The sequence below is a fragment of the Scandinavium sp. NPDC088450 genome (assembly GCF_044900545.1).
In the GTDB taxonomy this organism is placed as follows: Bacteria; Pseudomonadota; Gammaproteobacteria; order Enterobacterales; family Enterobacteriaceae; genus Scandinavium.
Genome location: NZ_JBJDNI010000007.1, coordinates 182,304 through 205,629 on the forward strand (window position 1 = coordinate 182,304; position 23,326 = coordinate 205,629).

Annotated in this window: 21 protein-coding genes, 1 tRNA gene and 2 rRNA genes; 20 read left to right on the forward strand and 4 right to left on the reverse strand. The window is 52.3% G+C overall.

The window, feature by feature from the left end:
* The first annotated feature begins 63 nt into the window (after window positions 1–63).
* The 13 genes from ACI2I2_RS08990 to ACI2I2_RS09050 all read left to right on the forward strand — a co-directional run bounded on the left by ACI2I2_RS08990 (window position 64) and on the right by ACI2I2_RS09050 (window position 12,075).
* Window positions 64–1,038, forward strand: coding sequence for an MDR family oxidoreductase (locus ACI2I2_RS08990; protein WP_404657601.1), 975 nt, complete (start codon window positions 64–66; stop codon window positions 1,036–1,038).
* Window positions 1,039–1,115: 77 nt separating this feature from the next.
* Window positions 1,116–2,117, forward strand: a complete 1,002-nt coding sequence (gene msrP / locus ACI2I2_RS08995; RefSeq protein WP_404657602.1) for a protein-methionine-sulfoxide reductase catalytic subunit MsrP — start codon at window positions 1,116–1,118, stop codon at window positions 2,115–2,117.
* On the forward strand, window positions 2,118–2,717 hold the full coding sequence (msrQ, locus tag ACI2I2_RS09000) for a protein-methionine-sulfoxide reductase heme-binding subunit MsrQ (RefSeq protein WP_404657603.1): 600 nt from the start codon (window positions 2,118–2,120) through the stop codon (window positions 2,715–2,717).
* 235 nt (window positions 2,718–2,952) lie between these two features.
* A complete protein-coding gene (gene aroQ / locus ACI2I2_RS09005) occupies window positions 2,953–3,405 on the forward strand; it encodes a type II 3-dehydroquinate dehydratase (RefSeq protein ID WP_404657604.1) in 453 nt (150 codons plus the stop codon).
* Window positions 3,406–3,427: 22 nt separating this feature from the next.
* On the forward strand, window positions 3,428–3,892 hold the full coding sequence (accB, locus tag ACI2I2_RS09010) for an acetyl-CoA carboxylase biotin carboxyl carrier protein (protein WP_330984037.1): 465 nt from the start codon (window positions 3,428–3,430) through the stop codon (window positions 3,890–3,892).
* Between the two features lie 10 nt (window positions 3,893–3,902).
* A complete protein-coding gene (gene accC / locus ACI2I2_RS09015; protein ID WP_404657605.1) occupies window positions 3,903–5,252 on the forward strand; it encodes an acetyl-CoA carboxylase biotin carboxylase subunit in 1,350 nt (449 codons plus the stop codon).
* Window positions 5,253–5,357: 105 nt separating this feature from the next.
* Window positions 5,358–5,600, forward strand: a complete 243-nt coding sequence (locus ACI2I2_RS09020; protein WP_404657606.1) for a YhdT family protein — start codon at window positions 5,358–5,360, stop codon at window positions 5,598–5,600.
* A complete protein-coding gene (gene panF, locus ACI2I2_RS09025) occupies window positions 5,590–7,041 on the forward strand; it encodes a sodium/pantothenate symporter (RefSeq protein WP_404657607.1) in 1,452 nt (483 codons plus the stop codon). The genes ACI2I2_RS09020 and panF overlap by 11 nt, the downstream gene beginning before the upstream one ends.
* A gap of 12 nt (window positions 7,042–7,053) precedes the next feature.
* The gene (gene prmA, locus ACI2I2_RS09030) at window positions 7,054–7,935 is read left to right on the forward strand and encodes a 50S ribosomal protein L11 methyltransferase (protein ID WP_404657608.1); all 882 of its coding nucleotides are present in this window, start codon (window positions 7,054–7,056) and stop codon (window positions 7,933–7,935) included.
* 347 nt (window positions 7,936–8,282) lie between these two features.
* Window positions 8,283–9,248 carry a tRNA dihydrouridine synthase DusB gene (gene dusB / locus ACI2I2_RS09035; RefSeq protein ID WP_404657609.1) on the forward strand — a complete coding sequence of 322 codons (966 nt, stop codon included), beginning with the start codon at window positions 8,283–8,285 and terminating at the stop codon, window positions 9,246–9,248.
* 25 nt (window positions 9,249–9,273) lie between these two features.
* Window positions 9,274–9,570, forward strand: a complete 297-nt coding sequence (gene fis / locus ACI2I2_RS09040; RefSeq protein WP_000462905.1) for a DNA-binding transcriptional regulator Fis — start codon at window positions 9,274–9,276, stop codon at window positions 9,568–9,570.
* 149 nt (window positions 9,571–9,719) lie between these two features.
* The gene (locus ACI2I2_RS09045) at window positions 9,720–9,884 is read left to right on the forward strand and encodes a DUF2556 family protein (RefSeq protein WP_404657610.1); all 165 of its coding nucleotides are present in this window, start codon (window positions 9,720–9,722) and stop codon (window positions 9,882–9,884) included.
* 130 nt (window positions 9,885–10,014) lie between these two features.
* On the forward strand, window positions 10,015–12,075 hold the full coding sequence (locus tag ACI2I2_RS09050; protein WP_404657611.1) for a putative bifunctional diguanylate cyclase/phosphodiesterase: 2,061 nt from the start codon (window positions 10,015–10,017) through the stop codon (window positions 12,073–12,075).
* On the opposite strand, the gene envR is transcribed toward ACI2I2_RS09050, so the two are convergent.
* Window positions 12,076–12,747, reverse strand: coding sequence for an acrEF/envCD operon transcriptional regulator (gene envR / locus ACI2I2_RS09055; RefSeq protein ID WP_404657619.1), 672 nt, complete (start codon window positions 12,745–12,747; stop codon window positions 12,076–12,078). It lies immediately after the preceding gene.
* A 347-nt stretch (window positions 12,748–13,094) separates the two neighbouring features.
* On the opposite strand from envR, the gene ACI2I2_RS09060 reads away from it, so the two are divergent.
* The 7 genes from ACI2I2_RS09060 (at window position 13,095) to ACI2I2_RS09090 (ending at window position 22,473) form a co-directional block, all read left to right on the forward strand.
* Window positions 13,095–14,234, forward strand: coding sequence for an efflux RND transporter periplasmic adaptor subunit (locus ACI2I2_RS09060; RefSeq protein ID WP_404657612.1), 1,140 nt, complete (start codon window positions 13,095–13,097; stop codon window positions 14,232–14,234).
* Window positions 14,235–14,246: 12 nt separating this feature from the next.
* Window positions 14,247–17,360, forward strand: coding sequence for an efflux RND transporter permease subunit (locus ACI2I2_RS09065; protein WP_404657613.1), 3,114 nt, complete (start codon window positions 14,247–14,249; stop codon window positions 17,358–17,360).
* Window positions 17,361–17,616: 256 nt separating this feature from the next.
* Window positions 17,617–17,838, forward strand: a complete 222-nt coding sequence (locus ACI2I2_RS09070) for a lipoprotein (RefSeq protein WP_330984055.1) — start codon at window positions 17,617–17,619, stop codon at window positions 17,836–17,838.
* Window positions 17,839–18,319: 481 nt separating this feature from the next.
* A complete protein-coding gene (locus ACI2I2_RS09075) occupies window positions 18,320–19,345 on the forward strand; it encodes an amino acid ABC transporter substrate-binding protein (protein ID WP_330984056.1) in 1,026 nt (341 codons plus the stop codon).
* A 67-nt stretch (window positions 19,346–19,412) separates the two neighbouring features.
* Window positions 19,413–20,594, forward strand: a complete 1,182-nt coding sequence (locus ACI2I2_RS09080; protein WP_404657614.1) for an amino acid ABC transporter permease — start codon at window positions 19,413–19,415, stop codon at window positions 20,592–20,594.
* Between the two features lie 9 nt (window positions 20,595–20,603).
* On the forward strand, window positions 20,604–21,707 hold the full coding sequence (locus ACI2I2_RS09085) for an amino acid ABC transporter permease (protein WP_404657615.1): 1,104 nt from the start codon (window positions 20,604–20,606) through the stop codon (window positions 21,705–21,707).
* A gap of 7 nt (window positions 21,708–21,714) precedes the next feature.
* On the forward strand, window positions 21,715–22,473 hold the full coding sequence (locus tag ACI2I2_RS09090) for an amino acid ABC transporter ATP-binding protein (protein WP_330984059.1): 759 nt from the start codon (window positions 21,715–21,717) through the stop codon (window positions 22,471–22,473).
* A 283-nt stretch (window positions 22,474–22,756) separates the two neighbouring features.
* Here the strand turns inward: ACI2I2_RS09090 and rrf (ACI2I2_RS09095) are convergent.
* The 3 genes from rrf (ACI2I2_RS09095) to rrf (ACI2I2_RS09105) all read right to left on the reverse strand — a co-directional run bounded on the left by rrf (ACI2I2_RS09095) (window position 22,757) and on the right by rrf (ACI2I2_RS09105) (window position 23,159).
* Window positions 22,757–22,872 (reverse strand): 5S ribosomal RNA (gene rrf, locus ACI2I2_RS09095).
* A 39-nt stretch (window positions 22,873–22,911) separates the two neighbouring features.
* A tRNA-Thr gene (locus ACI2I2_RS09100) sits at window positions 22,912–22,987 on the reverse strand.
* 56 nt (window positions 22,988–23,043) lie between these two features.
* A 5S ribosomal RNA gene (gene rrf, locus ACI2I2_RS09105) occupies window positions 23,044–23,159 on the reverse strand.
* Window positions 23,160–23,326: the final 167 nt, after the last annotated feature.

A 23,326-nucleotide genomic window follows, 5' to 3' on the forward strand; every position in this document is an offset into this window, starting at 1 on the left:
TTCCGTTAGCGAGTATAGTCATCAAAAAATTTTTTCCAATCATTCAGCAACCGAGGAAGGATTATGCAGGCGTTAATCTTAGAACAGCACGACGGTAAAACCCTCGCATCGGTCCAGGATATCGAAGAGAGCCAGCTCCCGCAGGGCGAGGTTACCGTGGATATTCAGTGGTCCAGCCTGAACTTTAAAGATGCCCTCGCCATCACCGGGAAGGGGAAAATTATTCGCAATTTTCCGATGATTCCCGGTATCGACTTTGCCGGTGTTGTTCACCACAGCGAAGATCCGCGCTTTCACGCAGGTCAAAAGGTGCTGCTGACGGGCTGGGGCGTGGGTGAAAATCACTGGGGCGGTTTGGCACAGCGTGCGCGCGTGAAAGGCGACTGGCTGGTGCCGCAGCCTGAAGGGATGGATGCGCGTCAGGCGATGATTATCGGCACAGCGGGTTTCACCGCTATGCTGTGCGTAATGGCGCTGGAAGACGCAGGCATTAAACCTGAGGATGGCGAGATTGTCGTCACCGGCGCGAGCGGTGGTGTAGGCAGTACCGCTATTGCTCTGCTGCACAAGCTGGGTTATCAGGTTGTCGCTGTTTCCGGTCGTGAAAGTACTCACGAGTATCTGCGCACTCTGGGGGCTAGCCGTATTCTGGGCCGTGACGAATTCGCCGAAACTCGCCCGCTGGAAAAACAGCTTTGGGCTGGTGCAGTCGATACGGTTGGCGACAAAGTGCTGGCGAAGGTTCTGGCGCAAATGAATTACGGTGGCTGCGTGGCGGCGTGTGGGCTGGCGGGCGGTTTTGCGCTGCCAACGACCGTGATGCCTTTTATTCTGCGTAACGTCCGTTTGCAGGGCGTGGATTCGGTCATGACACCAGCGGCGCGCCGTGCTGAAGCCTGGAAGCGTCTGGTGGCAGATTTGCCTTCTTCCTTCTATAGCCAAAGCGCGACGGAAATCAGTCTGGCTCAGGCTCCGGAGTATGCCGATAAAATCATGAACAACCAAATCCAGGGCCGCACGCTGGTAAAAGTGGCCTAATCTTCAAATTTTCGTGACATATTCGCGTTAATCGGCCGCCTCCATCATGCTTAGGAAAATGCATGATGGAGGATGCCATGAAATTGAAAAAACTGACGGAAGCCGATGTCACGGCAGAATCCGTATTTATGCTTAAGCGCCGCCAGGTGCTAAAGATGTTGGGCATTAGCGCTACTGCACTTTCCCTTCCCTCTGTGGCACACGCCGATTTGCTGAGCTGGTTTAAAGGCAACGATCGTCCTCCTGCGCCTCCGGGCAAGCCGCTCGAATTTTCCCGCCCCGCTGAATGGCAAAATCAACTCGCGCTGACGCCCGAAGACAAAGTTAGCGGTTACAACAACTTCTATGAGTTTGGTCTCGATAAAGCCGACCCTGCCGCCAATGCAGGAAGCCTGATTACTGACCCGTGGAAGCTGACGATTGATGGCGAGGTGGCAAAGCCAATCACGCTCGATCACGACGATTTAACCAAACGCTTTCCGCTGGAGCAGCGAATTTACCGGATGCGCTGCGTTGAGGCCTGGTCGATGGTCGTGCCGTGGATTGGTTTTCCACTGCATAAACTGCTTGCCCTGGTTGAACCCACCAGCGAGGCCAAATTTGTCGCCTTCAAAACCATTTATGCGCCTGAACAAATGCCCGGGCAAAAAGACCGCTTTATCGGCGGCGGGCTTGCTTATCCTTATGTTGAAGGATTACGTATAGATGAAGCGATGCATCCTCTGACGTTGCTGACCACTGGCGTGTACGGCAAAGCGCTGCCGCCACAAAACGGGGCCCCCATTCGCCTGACAGTACCGTGGAAATATGGTTTCAAAGGGATTAAGTCCATCGTCAGCATTACGCTGACCAGGGAACAGCCGCCTTGTACCTGGAATATGGCCGCGCCGGATGAGTATGGCTTCTATGCCAACGTGAACCCGCATGTCGATCACCCTCGCTGGTCCCAGGCCTCTGAACGTTTCATCGGTTCTGGTGGTGTGCTGGATGTGAAACGTCAGCCGACGCTGTTGTTTAACGGTTACGCGGATCAAGTTGCTTCGCTGTATCGCGGTCTTAACTTACGGGAGTATTTCTGAGTGCGTTTAACAGCAAAACAGATAACGTGGCTGAAGGTCATTCTGCATCTCGCCGCCTTTTTACCCTTTGTCTGGCTGTTTTGGGCCGGGTCGCAGGGGTATTTCAGCGCTGACCCTGCCAAGGACATTCAACACTTTACAGGTAAGATGGCTCTGAAACTGCTACTGGCTACCTTGCTGGTCTCCCCATTGGCGCGCTACGCTAAACAACCCCTTTTGATTCGTACTCGTCGTCTGTTGGGCGTATGGTGTTTTGCCTGGGCGACGCTGCATCTCACCAGCTACGCCTTGCTGGAACTGGGGATTAACAATCTGGGTTTGCTCTGGCAGGAAGTCGTGAACCGCCCTTATCTGACGTTAGGGTTGATAAGTTGGGTCATTTTGCTGGCATTGGCCGTCACCTCTTTCCAGTATGCGCAGCGAAAGCTGGGTTCGCGTTGGCAGAAGTTGCACAACTTCGTCTATCTGGTGGCGATCCTCGCCCCGATTCATTATCTGTGGTCGGTGAAGATCCTGTCGCCTCAACCGATTCTGTACGCGGTGGCTGCTTTTGTGCTTTTAGCATGCCGATATAAGAAGTTCCGCATGTGGTGGCGTTAATTCACGATTATGTGCAGTTTCCCGCAGTTTTCCCGCACTACGCCTGACTTTTTCGTGGCTGAGGTTGATTATCTTCCCTGATAAGACCAGTATTTAGCTGCCAATTGCTACGAAATCGTTATAATGTGCGACTTTGGTTTTCCTGACGGGGGTTTTAGGCCTCTGAAAAGGTGACAAGCGCGCATCGAAGGTATATTTTGTTTTTTACCGGAGAATTGCAGGAGATAGCAGCACAATGGCCGACAAGTTACGCATTTTGCTTTTAAACGGACCGAACCTGAATATGCTCGGCACCCGTGAGCCTGAGAAGTATGGCACCCTGACGTTAGCGGAAATTGTTAACCGACTGACCGCAGAGGCCGACGCTCTGAATGTGTCGCTGGACCATCTGCAATCCAACGCGGAGTTCGCGATTATCGACCGTATTCATCAGGCTAAAGACAAGATTGACTATATCCTGATCAATCCGGCCGCTTTCACGCACACCAGCGTGGCGATTCGCGATGCGCTGTTGGCGGTCAGTATCCCGTTTATCGAGATTCATCTGAGCAACGTGCACGCTCGCGAGCCGTTCCGCCATCACTCATATCTCTCTGATATCGCTGCCGGCGTCATCTGCGGATTAGGCGCTGACGGCTATTCATACGCTTTACAGACGGCGGTCAAACGCCTGTCACAATCACACTAAACAAAGAGTACGGAACCCACTCATGGATATTCGTAAGATTAAAAAACTGATCGAGCTGGTTGAAGAATCAGGCATCTCCGAACTGGAAATTTCTGAAGGCGAAGAGTCTGTACGCATCAGCCGTGCAGCGCCAGCAGGCAGCTACCCGGTTATGCAACAGGCTTACGCTGCGCCAATGATGCAGCAGCAGGCTGCACCGGCTGTCGCCGCACCAGCAGCAGCTGAAGCGCCAGCAGCAAAAGCTGAAATCAGTGGTCACATCGTACGCTCCCCGATGGTAGGTACCTTCTATCGCACCCCTAGCCCGGACGCGAAAGCATTCATCGAAGTGGGTCAGAAGGTGAACGTGGGTGATACCCTGTGCATCGTTGAAGCCATGAAAATGATGAACCAGATCGAAGCCGACAAAGCAGGCACCGTGAAGGCTATCCTGGTCGAAAGTGGTCAACCGGTAGAATTTGACGAGCCGCTGGTCGTCATCGAGTAACGAGGCGAACATGCTGGATAAAATTGTCATCGCTAACCGTGGCGAGATTGCACTGCGTATTCTTCGTGCCTGTAAAGAACTGGGCATCAAGACTGTGGCTGTGCACTCCACTGCGGATCGCGATTTAAAACACGTATTGCTGGCGGATGAGACGGTCTGTATCGGCCCGGCTCCTTCCGTAAAAAGCTATCTGAATATCCCGGCTATCATCAGCGCCGCTGAAATCACTGGCGCGGTGGCAATCCATCCGGGTTACGGCTTCCTGTCTGAGAACGCTAACTTTGCTGAGCAGGTTGAGCGCTCTGGCTTTATCTTCATCGGCCCGAAAGCTGACACCATCCGCCTGATGGGCGACAAAGTGTCTGCTATCACCGCAATGAAGAAAGCTGGCGTCCCAACCGTACCAGGTTCTGACGGCCCGCTGGGCGACGATATGGATGCTAACCGTGCTCATGCTAAACGCATTGGCTATCCGGTTATCATCAAAGCGTCTGGCGGCGGCGGCGGTCGTGGTATGCGCGTTGTGCGCAGCGACGCTGAACTGGCTCAATCCATCTCCATGACCAAAGCTGAAGCGAAAGCCGCGTTCAACAATGACATGGTGTACATGGAAAAATACCTGGAAAATCCTCGTCACATCGAGATCCAGGTGCTGGCAGACGGCCAGGGTAACGCTATCTATCTGGCTGAACGTGACTGCTCCATGCAGCGCCGTCACCAGAAAGTCGTCGAAGAAGCACCAGCACCGGGCATTACCCCGGAACTGCGTCGCTACATCGGCGAGCGTTGCTCTAAAGCCTGTGTGGATATCGGCTATCGTGGTGCGGGTACCTTCGAGTTCCTGTTTGAAAACGGCGAGTTCTATTTCATCGAAATGAACACCCGTATTCAGGTAGAGCACCCGGTAACCGAAATGATCACCGGTGTTGACCTGATCAAAGAACAGCTGCGCATTGCTGCAGGCCAGCCGCTGTCTATCAAGCAAGAAGAAGTTCAGGTTCGTGGCCATGCGGTGGAATGCCGTATTAACGCCGAAGATCCGAACACCTTCCTGCCGAGCCCGGGTAAAATCACCCGTTTCCACGCGCCAGGTGGTTTTGGTGTGCGTTGGGAATCTCATATTTACGCTGGCTACACTGTGCCACCGTACTATGACTCAATGATCGGCAAGCTGATTTGCTACGGGGAAACCCGTGACGTGGCGATTTCTCGCATGAAGAACGCCCTGCAGGAGCTGATCATCGACGGCATTAAAACCAACGTTGATCTGCAAATGCGCATTATGAGCGACGAGAACTTCCAGCATGGTGGGACAAACATCCACTATCTGGAGAAAAAACTCGGTATGTACGAGAAGTAATTCTCCGCTCAGCGTAAAAGGCCGGATCCTCCGGCCTTTTTTATGTCCTGAAAAAACCAGTCCCTTAAGGTACAATCCCCGCTTTACATTGACCCTGGGAGCCTTATGGACGCGCGTTTTGTTCAGGCACACAAAGAAGCCCGCTGGGCGTTGTGGCTAACCCTCCTCTATCTCGCCGCATGGTTAGCGAGTGCTTACATACCAAATTCACTCATCGGCTTTACGGGCCTGCCGCACTGGTTTGAGATGGCCTGTTTGTTAGTGCCGTTGCTGTTTATCGTGCTGTGCTGGGCGATGGTGAAAGTCATCTATCGCGAGATTCCTCTGGAGGACGACGATGCAGCTTGAAGTGATCCTGCCGCTTATCGCTTATCTGTTAGTGGTCTTTGGTTTGTCGGTCTATGCCATGCGGAAACGCTCCACCGGCACCTTCCTGAATGAGTACTTCCTGGGCAGCCGTTCAATGGGCGGTTTTGTGCTGGCGATGACGCTGGTGGCCACATACATCAGCGCCAGTTCGTTTATCGGCGGGCCAGGCGCGGCATACAAATACGGCCTGGGTTGGGTATTGCTGGCGATGATCCAGCTCCCGGCAGTCTGGTTGTCTCTCGGTGTGCTGGGGAAAAAATTCGCGATTCTTGCGAGACGCTATAACGCCGTCACATTGAACGACATGTTGTTTGCTCGCTATCAGAGCCGCTTGCTGGTGTGGCTTGCCAGTCTCAGTTTGTTAGTCGCCTTTGTCGGTGCGATGACCGTGCAATTCATTGGCGGCGCGCGCCTGCTGGAAACCGCTGCGGGCATTCCTTACGAAACAGGCTTGCTGATTTTCGGCGTGAGCATTGCGCTCTACACAGCTTTTGGCGGCTTCCGCGCCAGCGTGCTCAACGACTCCATGCAAGGGCTGGTGATGCTGATTGGCACCATCGTGTTGCTGATTGGTGTCGTGCATGCAGCGGGAGGATTGGGTCATGCGGTTCAGACGCTGGAGCAAATCGATCCGAAGCTAATTTCACCGCAGGGTGCAGACGATATTCTTTCCCCGACATTTATGACCTCTTTCTGGGTGCTGGTTTGCTTCGGGGTCATTGGCCTGCCACACACCGCCGTCCGTTGTATCTCCTACAAAGACAGCAAAGCGGTACACCGGGGCATCATTATCGGCACGATTGTGGTCGCGATACTGATGCTGGGTATGCATCTGGCGGGTGCGCTGGGTCGCGCGGTGATTCCTGATCTCACCGTTCCGGATCTCGTGATCCCTACGCTGATGGTAAAAGTGCTGCCACCGGTTGCGGCCGGGATCTTCCTTGCTGCTCCGATGGCGGCGATCATGTCGACGATCAACGCGCAGTTGTTGCAGAGTTCCGCTACGATCATCAAAGATCTCTATTTGAGCCTGCATCCAGAACAGCTCCAGAATGAAAAGCGTCTGAAACGTATGTCTGCGCTGATTACCCTGGTACTTGGCGCCCTGCTGCTGCTGGCGGCCTGGCGTCCACCCGAGATGATCATCTGGCTGAACCTGCTCGCGTTTGGCGGGCTGGAAGCCGTGTTCCTTTGGCCGTTGGTGCTGGGTCTGTATTGGGAGCGTGCTAATGCCGCCGGGGCATTAAGCGCCATGATCGTCGGCGGCGTGGTTTATGCCATGCTCGCCACCCTGAAAATTCAGTACCTGGGCTTCCACCCGATTGTCCCGGCGCTGCTGCTAAGTTTACTGGCTTTTGTTGTCGGCAACCTTTTTGGTCGTCCTGCGGCGCAAGCCCCGACTATCACTGTTAATCATTAAAAGAGTTTTGCCATGCCATGGATCCAACTGAAATTAAACACCACCGGCGCGAACGCTGAGGAACTGAGCGATGCGTTGATGGAAGCGGGCTCCGTCTCCATCACCTTCCAGGACACCCATGACACGCCAGTGTTTGAACCGCTGCCGGGTGAAACCCGCCTGTGGGGCGATACCGATGTCATCGGTCTGTTCGATGCTGAAACCGACATGAAAGAAGTGGTGGCCATCCTTGAAAACCATCCGCTGCTGGGTGTCGGCTTTGTCCACAAAATCGAACAGCTTGAAGACAAAGATTGGGAACGTGAGTGGATGGATAACTTCCACCCGATGCAGTTCGGCAAACGTCTGTGGATTTGCCCAAGCTGGCGCGATGTGCCGGACGTAAACGCGGTCAATGTGATGCTCGATCCGGGTCTGGCGTTTGGTACCGGCACTCACCCGACAACGTCCCTGTGCCTGCAATGGCTGGATGGTCTGGATCTTGACGGTAAGACGGTTATCGACTTCGGTTGTGGTTCCGGGATCCTCGCCATTGCCGCCCTGAAACTGGGCGCGGCCAAAGCGATTGGGATCGACATCGATCCGCAGGCCATTCAGGCCAGCCGTGATAACGCAGAACGTAATGGGGTGTCCGACAAGCTGGAGCTCTATCTGCCACAAGACCAGCCAGAGGCCATGAAAGCCGATGTGGTGGTCGCTAACATTCTGGCAGGCCCATTACGTGAACTGGCACCGTTAATCAGCGTGCTGCCCGTTGAGGGCGGTCTGTTGGGCCTTTCCGGTATCCTCGCAAGCCAGGCAGAAAGTGTCTGCGAAGCTTATGCGCCGCTTTTCACTCTCGACCCGGTGGTGGAGAAGGAAGAATGGTGTCGGATTACCGGGCGTAAAAACTGATTTTCTCCGCTGGGTGAGTGATGAAATACGCCGTCACTGCCCAGCAACGAAATGAGATCTGGCCCACACTATTCGGGATAATCTGCTGATTAATGCAGCAGCTTATCCCTTTTCTGCTCCCCTTCTTGCAGGAAAAATTGAGAAGTTACGCAAAATTGCGTCTGTATGTAAATTCACCATTTATGCATAACGCAATGATTTAAATAGCGATTAATTTTTTCACTTTCCACCGACTGGCGATTCCTTGATCTACGACAGAGGATTGCTCAAAGTTTGGCCTTTCATCTCGTGCAAAAAATGCGTAATATACGCCGCCTTGCAGTCACAGTATGGTCATTTCTTAACTCATGCGCATCGGACACCACCAGCTCAGAAATCGCCTGATCGCAGCGCCCATGGCTGGCATTACTGACAGACCATTCCGGACGTTGTGCTACGAGATGGGAGCAGGTTTAACCGTTTCTGAGATGCTGTCCTCCAACCCGCAAGTGTGGGAGAGCGACAAATCCCGTTTACGGATGGTGCACATTGACGAGCCCGGGATCCGCACCGTGCAAATTGCCGGCAGCGTTCCTGAAGAAATGGCGGAAGCCGCACGTATTAACGTTGAAAGTGGCGCCCAAATTATTGATATCAATATGGGTTGTCCGGCGAAAAAAGTGAATCGCAAGCTTGCAGGTTCAGCCCTCTTGCAACACCCGGATTTGGTGCAGTCTATCCTGACCGCGGTGGTGAAAGCAGTGGACGTTCCTGTCACTCTCAAGATTCGCACTGGCTGGGCGCCGGAACACCGTAACTGTGTAGAGATTGCCAAACTGGCTGAAGATTGTGGCATTCAGGCTCTGACTATTCACGGACGCACTCGCGCCTGCTTGTTTAACGGAGAAGCTGAGTACGACAGTATTCGGGCAGTTAAGCAGACAGTTTCCATTCCGATTATCGCGAATGGCGACATTACTGACCCGCTTAAAGCCAGAGCTGTGCTCGACTATACGGGGGCGGATGCCCTGATGATAGGACGCGCGGCTCAGGGAAGACCCTGGATCTTTCGGGAAATCCAGCACTATCTGGACACTGGGGAGATGCTGCCCTCTCTGCCTCTGGCAGAGGTGAAACGCATACTTTGTGCACACGTTCGGGAATTGCATGACTTTTACGGTCAGGCAAAGGGGTACCGAATTGCGCGCAAACATGTCTCCTGGTACCTTCAGGAGCACGCTCCAGATGACCAGTTTCGGCGCACATTCAACGCCATAGAGGATGCCAGCGTACAGCTGGAGGCGTTGGAGGCATACTTCGAAAATTTTGCGTAAACAGAAATAAAGAGCTGACAGAACTATGTTCGAACAACGCGTAAATTCTGACGTACTGACCGTTTCTACCGTTAACTCTCAGGATCAGGTGACTCAAAAGCCTCTCCGTGACTCGGTTAAACAGGCACTGAAGAACTATTTTGCTCAATTGAATGGTCAGGATGTGAATGATCTCTATGAGCTGGTACTGGCTGAAGTAGAACAGCCCCTGTTGGACATGGTGATGCAATACACCCGTGGCAACCAGACCCGCGCTGCCCTGATGATGGGTATCAACCGTGGTACTCTGCGTAAGAAACTGAAAAAATACGGCATGAACTAAGTTTCGTTCATGACGGTTAAAAAGGCGCTCTTCGGCATGGGGAAGCGCCTTTTTTAATGCCTGAAATTCCCTCGCTTTTCCCCCCTTCCCAGACGTTGCTTTTCGTGTATATTGCCAGCCATTCACGCAATCTCTTCTCAGGTGCAGGTATGCTTCGTAAGTACGGCTGGTTGGTTGTTTTCGCCCTCTTTATGTTTCTGTTCGATGGACTGCTGATGCAGTGGATAGAGCTGTTATCAACCGAAAGTGAAAAATGCCGCAACATGAATTCCGTGAATCCCCTCAAGCTGGTTAACTGCTCCAGTCTGGAATAAAAATTTGCCGACAACGTCGGCGAACATGCTGATATTCCACGCTAAAATAAGGGTTTTAAATCCCTTTGAGTCCCTTAAGGTCGATGGTAATGTCACAGCCCTCACATCCCGTGAATGAGTTGATGACACCATGCTGCCCAGCCATTACGACCCCATTCTGGTCGCCATTTCCTTTGTGATTGCCATTCTCGCCGCCTGGACTGCGCTGAATATGGCGGGCCGTGTATCGACAAGCCAGGGCCGGGCGGCTGGGTTATGGTTAAGCGGCGGCGGAATTGCGATGGGCATTGGCGTATGGGCGATGCATTTCATCGGTATGCTGGCCATGGATACCGCCATGGCAATAAGCTACGACCCAGCGCTAACCGCACTCTCTATGGTCGTAGCGATGGCCTCTTCACTGTTTGCCTTGTGGCTGGTGAGCGTTGATCAATTAAGGCTGAAACGGTTGATTCCAGGCGCAATAGTGATGGGAACCGGCGTGGCGCTGATGCACTACACCGGTATGGCGGCCATGGACGTGGATCCTTCTATCGTCTGGGATTATCGCTGGGTCGCGCTATCCGTCATCATCGCGCTTCTTGCCTCATTTGCTGCCCTTTGGCTCACATTCCGTTTGCGGCAAGAAGCCGCTCAAGTCGCACTCATGCGTTTTGGCGCGGCCGTATTGATGGGCATTGCCATTGCCGGCATGCACTACACCGGCATGATGGCGGCCACATTCCCCCACCAGGTCAAGATGGCTCACCATGGTGTAGACGGTAACTGGCTGGCAGTACTGGTGAGCGTTGTGACGCTCTTTATCCTCGGGATCACCCTGCTGATTTCAATGCTTGATGCCCGACTTCAGGCCCGTACTTCATTGCTGGCCTCTTCCCTCGCCGAAGCAAATCGGGAACTCGCTCAACTCGCTTTGCAGGATACATTAACCCGCCTGCCAAACCGGGTGTTGTTTGAAGACCGCCTTGAACAAGCCATTAGCAAAGCCACTCGGGAAGATCGCCCCTTTGCCTTGATGTTTATGGATCTGGACGGCTTTAAGGCGGTGAATGATGCCTTCGGTCATGATGTCGGTGACAAGCTGCTGATTGCCGTGACAGAGCGCCTGCAACACCCTCTGGACGGACAGTTCACCCTCGCACGTATCGGTGGAGATGAATTTGTCCTGCTGGCAGAAATTTCGGCTCCGGATGATGCAGCTCGCCTCGCCAGCAGTCTGGTTCTGGCTATCGACAAACCGTTTATGATTGAGCCCTATGAACTGGTGGTCACGCTTAGCGTTGGCATCGCGCTGTATCCTCACGACGGGCAAAACGATCGAGAACTGATGTTTAACGCCGATGCGGCCATGTATCACACCAAACATACCGGACGGAACGGCTATCATTTCTTCCAGCCTTCGATGAATACGTTTGCTCAACAGCAGTTGCAGTTGATGAACGATCTGTGGGCCGCTGTTGAGCGTGAAGAGTTGCGCCTGCATTACCAACCTAAGTTTCATGCTTCCAGCGGCTCTATCATGGGCTTTGAAGCGCTGCTGCGCTGGGAGCATCCCACCAAGGGATTGCTCTCTCCGGATCTCTTTCTGCCGTTGGCGGAAAAAACCGGGATCATCATTCCGATGGGCAACTGGGTCATTAATGAGGCCTGTCGCCAGTTAGCCGAGTGGCGCGCAGAAGGCCAATTGAACTGGTCTATGGCGGTCAATTTGTCGGCATTACAGTTTGAACAGCCGCAGCTGATAGACACCGTCATGGCGAATCTTGCACGTCATCACATTCCCCCTGAAATGCTCATTCTGGAAGTGACAGAAACCACGGCCATGAACAATCCGGAGCAGAGTGTAGAAGTCTTAACTCGCCTGACAGAGCTTGGCGTGAAAGCGTCTATCGACGATTTTGGCACAGGTTATTCCAGCCTCCTCTATCTTAAACGACTGCCTGCATGCGAACTGAAAATTGACCGGGCCTTTGTTCAGGAGCTGAATGGCGAGGGTGAAGATGCCACGATTGTCTCGGCGATTGTGGCTCTGGCGAGAACGCTTAATTTGCGGGTTGTGGCGGAAGGGGTTGAGACACCGGCTCAACGGGAGTTTCTGACACAGCTTGGCTGCAACACCCTGCAAGGATATCTATTAGGTAAACCTGTCAGTGCCAGTGAGATTGTTGCCCGCGAACAAAAGGCAGGATAATCACCCAACCTGAGCGTGGTACATCGATGGAGTGTTGATATTCATCACTGGCATCGCAGGGTGAGGGAGAAGCGTACTCATAATGCTTTCGACCAACTCAGGGGCCTGATGATAAAGATCAAGTCGCTCTGGCGACAGCAGCCAATTCTTCAGCACGCCCGAGAAAAAACTGTGCAGAATAACTAATGACAGATCAATATTTGTTTCTGCAGGCAGACTGCCGTTGCTTATACATTTACGAAGCAACGTGTGCAAAATCTCATAGCTAAACCCAATCCTGTGACGTATCTCTGTCTCTGTTATCATGTCTGAATTAAATTCACATTTATGAAACAAGATCTGCATTAATGCCTGCTGTTTGGGTGAGCGAGAAATATATTGCAAGGCAGCCGTAAAACTTTCCTGCATGAAAGCTAAAGGGTTTTCATTTTCGTCATGTGTCAATTTGTGTTTAATAATGTCACGCAACGGAAACTGCTGGGCCCATATTTCATTAAATATCTCGGCCTTGCTCGCAAAATGCCAGTATACCGCACCACGTGTTACCCCTGCTGCATCAGCAATATCAGTTAGCGTTGTCTCTGATACACCGCGCCTGGCAAATTGTTCGATTGCCGCATCAATCAGCTTCTGGCGCGTGATGAGCGCATCGGCTTTAGTCTTCCTCACCATGGTTTGTTCCTGCATGACATTTTGCTCTCTGGACACGCAATATATTTGCATTATGTCGTTTCACATAGCAATTTGTTTTCCAGATTTGGATATCCAGCCAGTTAAGACCAATAACTTTAAAATATAATATTCCCACAATCATTGATCAAAAAAATGAATCAAGGATTATCCTAACGGGCAATGAATGTTTTCATCGCTGTGTTTTATGTATGCGTGCTGTTGCTCTTCTTTCCAGAATTCTACTGGCTGACATAGCGAAGTTTTTATTTGTATTATACCGCGCTTATTTTTAATTTTTTTTCACCGGTCTCCGGCGATTTCGCTCCATCAGTTATTAAGGACTTGCAATGAAGACTCACGCCAGGGTTACGCTTTTATTCAGTTTGCTGACCTCAACTTTATTTCTTAACGGTTGCGATGATTCCGGGGACAAACAGTCTCTCAACCAGACACCCCAAGTTGTGGTTCACGTGGTCACCCGCGCACCGCTTTCCGTCGTGACCGAATTACCCGGCAGAACAACAGCCTTTCGCATTGCAGAAGTGCGGCCACAAGTCAGCGGCATCATTCTGAAACGCAACTTCACAGAAGGCGGCGATATTCAGGCTGGCGACTCGCTTTACCAGATTGACCCCGCCACCTATCAGGCAGCCTGGGAAAGTGCGAAAGCGGACGAAGCCAAAGCGTCTGCCGCAGCGGCCATCGCGCATCTGACGGTAAAACGCTATTTGCCTTTGCTCGGCACTCAATACGTGAGCCGTCAGGATTACGATCAGGCCGTTGCCAACGCACGCCAGGCGGATGCCAGCGTGATCGCGGGCAAAGCCGCCGTTGAGAGCGCCCGAATTAATCTGGCGTACACCAAAGTGTCGTCGCCTATCACCGGGCGTATCGGCAAATCGACGGTGACAGAAGGTGCGCTGGTCACCAACGGACAGGCACAGGCGCTGGCAACCGTTCAGCAACTCGACCCCATTTATGTCGATGTTACGCAATCCAGTAATGACTTTATGCGCCTTAAGCAGGAAAGCCTGCAGAACGGCAGTGACACCAACAGCGTTCAGTTGGTGATGGAAAACGGCCAGCCTTACGCACAGAAAGGCAGCCTGCAATTTTCCGATGTGACCGTCGATGAGAGTACCGGCTCGATTACGCTACGCGCTATTTTCCCGAACCCCGATCACGCATTGCTGCCTGGCATGTTTGTTCGTGCACGCATTGATGAAGGAGTCCAGCCTGCCGCCATTCTGGTGCCACAACAAGGCGTCACTCGCACCCCACGTGGCGATGCCACGGTAATGATCGTCAATGATAAAAACGAGGCTGAAACGCGAGCCATTACGGCCACTCAGGCGATTGGCGATCAATGGCTGGTCACCGAAGGGCTTAATCCTGGCGAAAAAGTCATTATCAGCGGCTTGCAAAAGGTCCATCCAGGCACGGCGGTAAACGCGGAATCTGAAGCCACACTCGCCACCGCGAAATAATCAGGGGCCACAATGTCCAGATTCTTTATTCAGCGCCCGATTTTCGCCTGGGTTTTGGCAATCATTATGATGATGGCCGGTGCCCTTGCGATTATGCAATTGCCGGTCGCGCAATACCCAACGATTGCCCCACCAGCCGTCGCCATTTCGGCAACCTATCCGGGAGCCGATGCACAAACGGTGCAGGATACGGTGACCCAGGTTATCGAACAGAACATGAATGGTATCGATAACCTGATGTATATGTCCTCCACCAGCGATTCAGCGGGCGGCGTCACGATAACCCTGACGTTCCAGTCGGGGACCGACCCGGACATTGCCCAGGTACAGGCGCAAAACAAGCTTCAGCTCGCCACACCGTTACTGCCACAAGAAGTTCAGCAGCAAGGTATCAGTGTGAAGAAGTCCAGCAGCAACTACTTGCTGGTCGCAGGGTTTGTCACTGATAACAAAGCCATGAGCCAGGATGATATTTCCGATTACGTGGCTTCGAATGTTAAAGATGCCGTTAGTCGGCTTAATGGTGTGGGAGACACCCAACTGTTTGGTGCTCAGTACGCAATGCGTATCTGGCTTAATGACACCCTTCTCAACAAATTTCAGATGACGCCAGTCGATGTCATTAATCAGTTGAAAGTGCAGAACAACCAGATTGCTGCCGGGCAACTCGGCGGAGTGCCATCACTTCCCAACCAACAGCTTAACGCCTCAATCATTGCCCAGACGCGACTCAAAGATCCGCAAGAATTCGGCAACGTCACATTAAGAGTCAATCAGGACGGCTCAAGAGTGCACTTAAGAGATGTTGCCCGAATCGAGCTGGGCGGCGAAAACTACAACATGATGACGAGGATCAACGGCCAGCCTGCAACAGGTCTTGGGATTAAACTCGCCACCGGCGCTAACGCACTGGACACCGCTGAGGCAATCAAAACCAAGCTCGCAGAACTGCAGGTGTTTTTCCCTGCGGGCATGAAAGTCGTCTACCCCTATGACACCACCCCCTTTGTGAAAATTTCTATTCATGAAGTGGTGAAGACTCTGCTTGAAGCCATCGTGCTGGTCTTCCTGGTGATGTACCTGTTCCTGCAAAGCCTTCGCGCAACACTTATCCCAACCATCGCCGTGCCTGTCGTCTTACTGGGGACATTTGCGGTGCTGGCAGCCTTCGGCTACTCCATCAACACGTTGACGATGTTTGGCATGGTACTGGCGATAGGCCTGCTAGTGGATGATGCCATCGTAGTGGTCGAAAACGTTGAACGCGTGATGGCAGAAGACAATCTTTCCCCGAAAGAAGCCACCGAGAAATCGATGGATCAAATTCAGGGGGCGCTGGTAGGGATCGCGATGGTGCTGTCGGCGGTCTTTATCCCGATGGCGTTTTTCGGCGGTTCAACCGGCGCTATCTACCGCCAATTCTCCATTACCATTGTGTCGTCTATGACGCTGTCGGTGCTGGTCGCCCTGATATTGACACCAGCCCTCTGTGCCACGTTGTTAAAAGCAAACTCTGAAGAGGCGCATCAACCCAAAAGTGGCTTTTTTGGCTGGTTTAATACCAAATTTGACCAAAGCGTTAATCACTATACGGGCAGCATCAGCAAGATTTTGCGCGGCACTGGCCGCTATTTAATTCTCTACGTGGTGATCGTGATAGGCATGGCACTTTTGTTCCTCCGTTTGCCGACCTCCTTCCTGCCAGAAGAAGACCAGGGTGTCTTTATGACCATGGTTCAGCTTCCCGCAGGCGCAACGCAACAACGCACTGAGAAGGTCCTGGAAACACTCTCGCATTACTATCTGGAAAACGAAAAAGACAACGTCGCCAGTGTCTTTACCGTTAACGGCTTTAGTTTCAGCGGGCAAGGACAAAACTCAGGGATGGCGTTTATCAGCCTTAAACCGTGGGATGAACGTAAAGGGGAAGAGAATTCTGCAGAAGCCGTCATTAAACGGGCAACGGCCGCCTTTGGTCAGATTAAGGACGCTGTCGTGATGCCGTTTAACCTGCCGGCCATCATTGAACTCGGGACGGCAACCGGTTTTGACTTTGAGCTTACCGACCAGGCAGGACTCGGACATACCGGGTTAACTCAGGCTCGTAATCAGCTTCTTGGCATGCTGAAAGAGCATCCGGACGTGTTTGTTCGCGTCAGACCGAACGGCCTGGAAGATATGCCACAGTACAAGCTGGACGTCGATCAGGAAAAAGCACAGGCGCTTGGCGTGTCGTTATCAGACATTAACCAGACTATCTCGGCTTCTCTTGGTGGCAGTTACGTTAATGACTTTATCGATCGCGGCCGGGTGAAAAAGGTGTACGTTCAGTCCGATGCCCCATTCCGTATGCTGCCGAATGACATCAACAGCCTGTACGCCCGCAGTGCAAACGGCGAGATGGTTCCCTTCTCCGCTTTCACAACGGCGCGCTGGGTTTATGGCTCTCCTCGCCTGGAACGCTATAACGGCTTACCTTCGATGGAAATCATCGGTGAACCGGCTCCCGGCAAAAGTACCGGGGAGGCCATGACCTTACTGGAAGAGTTCGCGGGCAAATTACCGTCAGGCATCGGCTATGACTGGACGGGCATGTCCTATCAGGAAAGGCTTTCAGGCAACCAGGCGCCTGCGCTTTATGCTATCTCGCTGATCGTGGTGTTCCTGTGCCTTGCTGCGCTGTATGAGAGCTGGTCGATACCGTTCTCCGTCATGCTGGTTGTGCCATTGGGTGTTGTAGGTGCATTGCTTGCCGCATCTTTGCGTGGAATGAACAACGACGTTTACTTCCAGGTGGGGCTGCTGACCACCATTGGTCTCTCCGCGAAGAATGCCATCCTGATAGTCGAGTTTGCTAAAGACCTGATGGACAAAGAAGGCAAAGGCGTGATTGAAGCCACACTTGAAGCGTCGCGTATGCGATTACGCCCCATCCTCATGACTTCACTGGCATTTATCCTTGGCGTTATGCCGCTGGTTATCAGCGATGGCGCGGGGAGTGGTGCTCAAAACGCGGTTGGCACGGGTGTGATGGGTGGCATGCTAACGGCAACGTTGCTCGCTATCTTCTTTGTGCCTGTCTTTTTTGTGGTGGTCCGAAGACGATTTAGTGGCTCGAAAGGATAACTTAGCTAAAAGGCGCTTAACGCGCCTTTTTTCTTTTGGCTGGTGTTTTAGTTTAATAACTCAATCGCAGAATAGAATTTTGTTCTGCATATTTTCTACATAATTAGCGGGATATTCGACAAATCCTCCACGATGTTTACAGTTCAAATAAATTGAGACTATTTGCGCCTCGGTGGGTCAACATCGCGGTGATAAAATAGCCGCAATTCCGCAAAACAACAGGTTCATTACTGCGGCGTGATATCGAGGTACTATGATGAAAAGATTGATTTCAGTTGCATTGCTGACCGCTCTGCTTGCAGGCTGCGCACATGATTCACCTTGCGTGCCGGTTTATGACGATCAGGGGCGGCTGGTTCATACCAATACCTGTGTGAAAGGTACCACGCAGGATAACTGGGAAACGGCGGGCGCCATCGCCGGTGGTGCAGCAGCACTGGCCGGGCTGACACTGGGTATCGTCGCCTTAACCAAATAGTTTCACCGAAGCGCGGGGCTTCCCGCGCTTTTGCTTCAACATGGTGCATTCTCTCCGGTGAACGTAAATAAATCGCGCGATCATCGTTCTTAAAAAGAATAATTTCGTTTTTTAATTCATCGTTATCATCATGAAAACTTATTACTCACATAAATACTCGTGAGCGATTTCACACTAATTCCCTCATTCATTTTCACGCCAATATTAACCTCCGAAATCATTTCCCTTTTTGCTCTCAATCCTGAAACTTTTTCGCTCTGATTTGTGGCACAGGTTTCAATTTTGCACCATCCCGGGGCGCTTACTTTTTTCTTTCCTGACTACACTCACTTTATTGCGCCGCAGCGACCCACTCGCCGGTGGTTGCAATTCTGGCATTCCCTTTGCTTTAGAGGAAATGGCCATGGCCACAGACAGGTTTCGACGTTCTCCCGGACGTCATTATTTATAACGATAAATTTTTCGCCACACAGGATGCTTTATGAAAAAGATGATGATCGCCAGCCTCACTGCGGCGGGCGTACTGTTTGCACTCTCAACTCAGGCACATGCGGGTACCACTTTCGATGCTGTTAAAAAGAAAGGCTTTGTGCAATGTGGTATCAGTGATGGGTTGCCGGGTTTCTCCTATGCAGATGCCGACGGTAAATTTACCGGTATTGATGTCGACGTTTGCCGTGGTGTGGCTGCAGCGGTGTTTGGTGATGCCAATAAAGTGAAATACACCCCGCTGACCGCGAAAGAACGTTTCACCGCGCTGCAATCGGGCGAAGTCGACCTGTTATCACGTAATACCACCTGGACCTCTTCTCGCGATGCGGGCATGGGGCTTTCTTTCACTGGCGTGACTTATTACGACGGTATCGGCTTCCTGACTCACGATAAAGCGGGTCTGAAAAGTGCAAAAGAACTTGATGGCGCGACTGTATGTATTCAGGCGGGAACAGATACTGAGCTGAACGTGGCGGATTACTTCAAAGCCAATAATATGAAGTACACCCCGGTAACCTTTGACCGCTCCGACGAATCTGCAAAAGCGCTCGAATCTGGTCGCTGCGATACGCTGGCGTCTGACCAGTCACAGCTTTACGCCCTGCGCATCAAGCTGAGCAAACCGGGCGACTGGATTGTCCTGCCTGAAGTCATTTCTAAAGAACCTCTGGGACCCGTTGTACGTCGTGGCGATGACGAATGGTTCTCTATCGTTCGCTGGACATTGTTCGCGATGCTCAACGCTGAAGAAATGGGCATCAACTCGAAAAACGTCGATGAGAAATTTGCGAATCCTTCAACCCCGGACATGTCACATCTGCTGGGCAAAGAGGGCGATTTTGGCAAAGACCTGAAGCTCGATAACAAGTGGGCCTACAACATCGTGAAACAGGTCGGCAACTACGCTGAAGTCTTCGATCGCAACGTCGGTGAAGGCAGCGCGCTGAAGATCAAACGTGGTCAGAACAACCTCTGGAACAACGGCGGAATTCAATACGCTCCGCCAGTTCGTTGATTGTTGAGCAGTAACGGGCATCGCTTCGGCGATGCCCTCTCCAGAGTCTGGTTATTGAGGTTTCACTATGTCTCATCGCCGCCTGACCGTAAAAGGACAGCTTTCCTTTTCCAACCCCACGGTTCGTGCCTGGCTATTTCAGATAATCGCAGTGGTGGCGGTTGCTGTAATTGCTATCTATCTTATCCACAACACCATTACTAACCTGAACAACCGCGGCATCACGTCAGGATTTGCCTTTCTCGATCGCAGCGCCGGGTTCGGCATTGTTCAGCATCTGATTGATTATCAACAAGGAGACACGTACGGCCGCGTCTTTATCGTAGGGCTGCTGAACACTCTGCTGGTCTCGGCGCTCTGTATTGTTTTCGCCTCGGTCATCGGCTTTTTCCTTGGCCTTGCCCGCCTTTCAGAGAACTGGCTGCTGCGTAAGCTCTCCACGCTGTACATCGAAATTTTCCGCAACATCCCACCGCTGTTGCAGATCTTTTTCTGGTACTTCGCGGTTCTGCGTAACCTTCCCGGGCCTCGCCAGGCGGTTAATGCCTTCGATCTTGTTTTTCTCAGCAACCGTGGCTTGTACATTCCTGCCCCTCAATTAGGGGAAGGATTGTTGGCCTTTGCCGGTGCGATTCTGCTCGCCGTCATGATTTCCGCAGGGCTTTACCGCTATAACAAAAACCTGCAAATCAAAACTGGGCAGATACGGAGAACCTGGCCTGTCGCGATCGGACTGATTGTATGTTTGCCACTTCTGGCGCACTGGATTTTCGGCGCAGCGATACACTGGGATGTCCCTGAACTGCGTGGATTTAACTTCCGCGGTGGTATGGCGCTGATCCCGGAACTGGCCGCGCTGACACTGGCACTTTCCGTCTACACCTCTGCCTTTATCGCCGAAATCATACGCGCGGGCATTCAGGCCGTACCTTATGGTCAACATGAAGCGGCACGCTCGTTAGGCCTGCCGAACCCGGTCACATTACGCCAGGTCATCATTCCTCAGGCTCTGCGGGTGATCATTCCCCCCCTCACCAGCCAATACCTGAATATCGTCAAAAACTCGTCGCTCGCAGCGGCAATTGGCTATCCGGATATGGTGTCGCTCTTTGCCGGAACAGTATTGAATCAGACCGGTCAGGCTATTGAAACGATTGCGATAACCATGTCGGTGTACCTCATTATCAGCCTGACAATTTCGCTGCTGATGAATATCTATAACCGCCGAATGGCACTGATCGAGCGCTAAGGAGTCACGATGACAAAAGCTCTTCTGTCACATCCTCCTCGCCCTGCCAGTGTCGGCTCAGGGCGGGCAATTAACTGGGTCCGCAAAAACCTGTTCTCAAGTTGGTCGAACACCCTATTGACGCTGTTTTGCATCTGGGTGCTGTGGGAGGTCATCCCACCTCTGATTAACTGGGCTTTCCTGCAGGCAAACTGGATAGGCACTACACGAGCTGACTGTACAAAAGCCGGGGCCTGCTGGGTCTTCATTCACCAGCGTTTCGGGCAATTCATGTATGGCCTGTACCCACACGACCAGCGCTGGCGGATAAACCTGGCACTAGTCATTGGTTTGTTCAGTATCGTGCCGATGTTCTGGAACGCCATGCCTCGCCGTGGACGCTATATCGCCTGCTGGGCAATTATCTATCCGATCGTTGTGTGGTTCCTGCTGTATGGCGGTTTTCTTGGGCTGGATCGTGTTGAAACCCGGCAGTGGGGTGGACTCACGCTGACGCTGATCATTGCCTCCGTTGGGATTGCGGGTGCATTGCCTCTCGGCATACTGCTCGCGCTAGGGCGCCGTTCGACGATGCCTGTCGTGCGCATCCTATCAGTAATCTTTATCGAGTTTTGGCGCGGCGTTCCGCTTATTACCGTTTTGTTCATGTCATCGGTGATGTTGCCGTTGTTTATGGCGGAAGGCACCAGCATCGACAAATTAATCAGGGCCCTGGTTGGGGTCATTCTGTTCCAGTCCGCCTATGTCGCTGAAGTGGTTCGTGGCGGACTGCAGGCCTTGCCAAAAGGGCAGTATGAAGCCGCAGAATCTCTTGCCCTGGGATACTGGAAAACACAGGCACTGGTCATCCTGCCTCAGGCTCTGAAGCTGGTAATACCTGGGTTGGTTAACACCATTATCGCGCTCTTTAAGGATACCAGTCTGGTGATCATCATCGGTCTGTTCGATCTGTTCAGTAGTGTTCAGCAGGCAACCGTCGATCCTGCCTGGCTCGGCATGTCGACCGAGGGCTATGTCTTTGCCGCTCTGATCTACTGGATCTTCTGCTTTAGCATGTCGCGCTACAGCCAACATCTGGAAAAGCGCTTTAACACCGGGCGTACGCCGCATTGAGGAAACTATGAGTCAAACATTACTACAACCGGCGGATGCGATGATTACGCTGGAAAACGTCAATAAATGGTACGGGCAGTTCCATGTGCTCAAAGACATCAACCTGAATGTAAAACAAGGCGAGCGCATTGTGTTATGCGGGCCCTCGGGTTCAGGAAAATCAACAACCATACGCTGCATCAATCACCTGGAAGAACATCAACAGGGGCGGATCGTAGTCGATGGGATCGAGCTCAACGAAGATATCCGCAACATTGAGCGCGTACGTCAGGAAGTCGGGATGGTGTTCCAGCACTTTAACTTGTTCCCACATCTTACCGTTCTGCAAAACTGTACACTGGCACCGATATGGGTCAGGAAAATGCCGAAGAAAGAAGCAGAAGCACTGGCCATGCACTACCTCGAACGAGTGCGCATCGCGGAGCACGCGCATAAGTTCCCAGGGCAGATTTCAGGTGGACAGCAACAGCGCGTCGCCATCGCTCGTTCACTGTGTATGAAGCCGAAAATCATGTTATTCGATGAGCCAACCTCTGCGCTCGACCCGGAGATGGTTAAAGAAGTACTGGATACCATGATTGGTCTGGCTCAATCCGGTATGACGATGCTGTGTGTGACTCATGAAATGGGATTTGCCAGAACCGTCGCAGACAGAGTTATCTTCATGGATCGCGGGGAGATCGTGGAACAGGCACCACCGGATCAGTTCTTCGCCAACCCTAAATCTGAACGAACTCGCGCGTTTCTTTCTCAGGTTATCCACTAGCTCATTGCCCGGTAGCGATACGCTACCGGGCCTGCATTAGGTTCAATATTCAGATTTCAGAATGCAGAAAAGCAAAAAGCCCAGTCATAGACTGGGCTTTTTGCTTTTCTGATGTCTGGCAGTTATATGCCGGGCTTCCTGCCCGCCACCCTCCGGGCAGCACTGCGTGCTGTGCAAATTCGTTCCCGACGAATTTGTCCTACTCTCAGGAGAGTGTTCACCGACAAACAACAGATAAAACAAAAGGCCCAGTCGCAAGACTGGGCCTTTTGTTTTAATTGATGTCTGGCAGTTCCCTACTCTCACATGGGGAGACCCCACACTACCATCGGCGCTACGGCGTTTCACTTCTGAGTTCGGCATGGGGTCAGGTGGGACCACCGCGCTTTTGCCGCCAGACAAATTCTTTTCTATCTGCCGAACTTTAACCTTTAAAACTGGTGCTGATACCCAGAGTCGAACTGGGGACCTCACCCTTACCAAGGGTGCGCTCTACCAACTGAGCCATATCAGCACACTTTATTTCTTGAACCCTTCACAGCATTACTGTGACTGCGTTCTTAATTTGATGCCTGGCAGTTCCCTACTCTCACATGGGGAGACCCCACACTACCATCGGCGCTACGGCGTTTCACTTCTGAGTTCGGCATGGGGTCAGGTGGGACCACCGCGCTGTTGCCGCCAGGCAAATTCTGTTATCACCCCGCATTCCGCGTGATGATGTATCTGGTTCAAGCTGATATTGATGTCTGTCTCTCCGCCAAAACAGCTTCGGCGTTGTAAGGTTAAGCCTCACGGTTCATTAGTATCGGTTAGCTCAATGTATCGCTACACTTACACACCCGACCTATCA

Excerpts from the sequence above, each read along its gene's own strand:
- ACI2I2_RS09045 (WP_404657610.1), top strand. The coding sequence starts at position 9,720 with ATGCTTCGTAAGTACGGCTGGTTGGTTGTTTTCGCCCTCTTTATGTTT.
- fis (WP_000462905.1), top strand. The coding sequence starts at position 9,274 with ATGTTCGAACAACGCGTAAATTCTGACGTACTGACCGTTTCTACCGTT.
- ACI2I2_RS09090 (WP_330984059.1), top strand. The coding sequence starts at position 21,715 with ATGAGTCAAACATTACTACAACCGGCGGATGCGATGATTACGCTGGAA.
- ACI2I2_RS09075 (WP_330984056.1), top strand. The coding sequence starts at position 18,320 with ATGAAAAAGATGATGATCGCCAGCCTCACTGCGGCGGGCGTACTGTTT.
- accB (WP_330984037.1), top strand. The coding sequence starts at position 3,428 with ATGGATATTCGTAAGATTAAAAAACTGATCGAGCTGGTTGAAGAATCA.
- ACI2I2_RS09080 (WP_404657614.1), top strand. The coding sequence starts at position 19,413 with ATGTCTCATCGCCGCCTGACCGTAAAAGGACAGCTTTCCTTTTCCAAC.
- envR (WP_404657619.1), bottom strand. The coding sequence starts at position 12,747 with ATGGTGAGGAAGACTAAAGCCGATGCGCTCATCACGCGCCAGAAGCTG.
- panF (WP_404657607.1), top strand. The coding sequence starts at position 5,590 with ATGCAGCTTGAAGTGATCCTGCCGCTTATCGCTTATCTGTTAGTGGTC.
- ACI2I2_RS09070 (WP_330984055.1), top strand. The coding sequence starts at position 17,617 with ATGAAAAGATTGATTTCAGTTGCATTGCTGACCGCTCTGCTTGCAGGC.
- aroQ (WP_404657604.1), top strand. The coding sequence starts at position 2,953 with ATGGCCGACAAGTTACGCATTTTGCTTTTAAACGGACCGAACCTGAAT.
- msrP (WP_404657602.1), top strand. The coding sequence starts at position 1,116 with ATGAAATTGAAAAAACTGACGGAAGCCGATGTCACGGCAGAATCCGTA.
- ACI2I2_RS09050 (WP_404657611.1), top strand. The coding sequence starts at position 10,015 with ATGCTGCCCAGCCATTACGACCCCATTCTGGTCGCCATTTCCTTTGTG.
- dusB (WP_404657609.1), top strand. The coding sequence starts at position 8,283 with ATGCGCATCGGACACCACCAGCTCAGAAATCGCCTGATCGCAGCGCCC.
- ACI2I2_RS09065 (WP_404657613.1), top strand. The coding sequence starts at position 14,247 with ATGTCCAGATTCTTTATTCAGCGCCCGATTTTCGCCTGGGTTTTGGCA.
- ACI2I2_RS08990 (WP_404657601.1), top strand. The coding sequence starts at position 64 with ATGCAGGCGTTAATCTTAGAACAGCACGACGGTAAAACCCTCGCATCG.
- accC (WP_404657605.1), top strand. The coding sequence starts at position 3,903 with ATGCTGGATAAAATTGTCATCGCTAACCGTGGCGAGATTGCACTGCGT.
- ACI2I2_RS09020 (WP_404657606.1), top strand. The coding sequence starts at position 5,358 with ATGGACGCGCGTTTTGTTCAGGCACACAAAGAAGCCCGCTGGGCGTTG.
- ACI2I2_RS09060 (WP_404657612.1), top strand. The coding sequence starts at position 13,095 with ATGAAGACTCACGCCAGGGTTACGCTTTTATTCAGTTTGCTGACCTCA.
- prmA (WP_404657608.1), top strand. The coding sequence starts at position 7,054 with ATGCCATGGATCCAACTGAAATTAAACACCACCGGCGCGAACGCTGAG.
- ACI2I2_RS09085 (WP_404657615.1), top strand. The coding sequence starts at position 20,604 with ATGACAAAAGCTCTTCTGTCACATCCTCCTCGCCCTGCCAGTGTCGGC.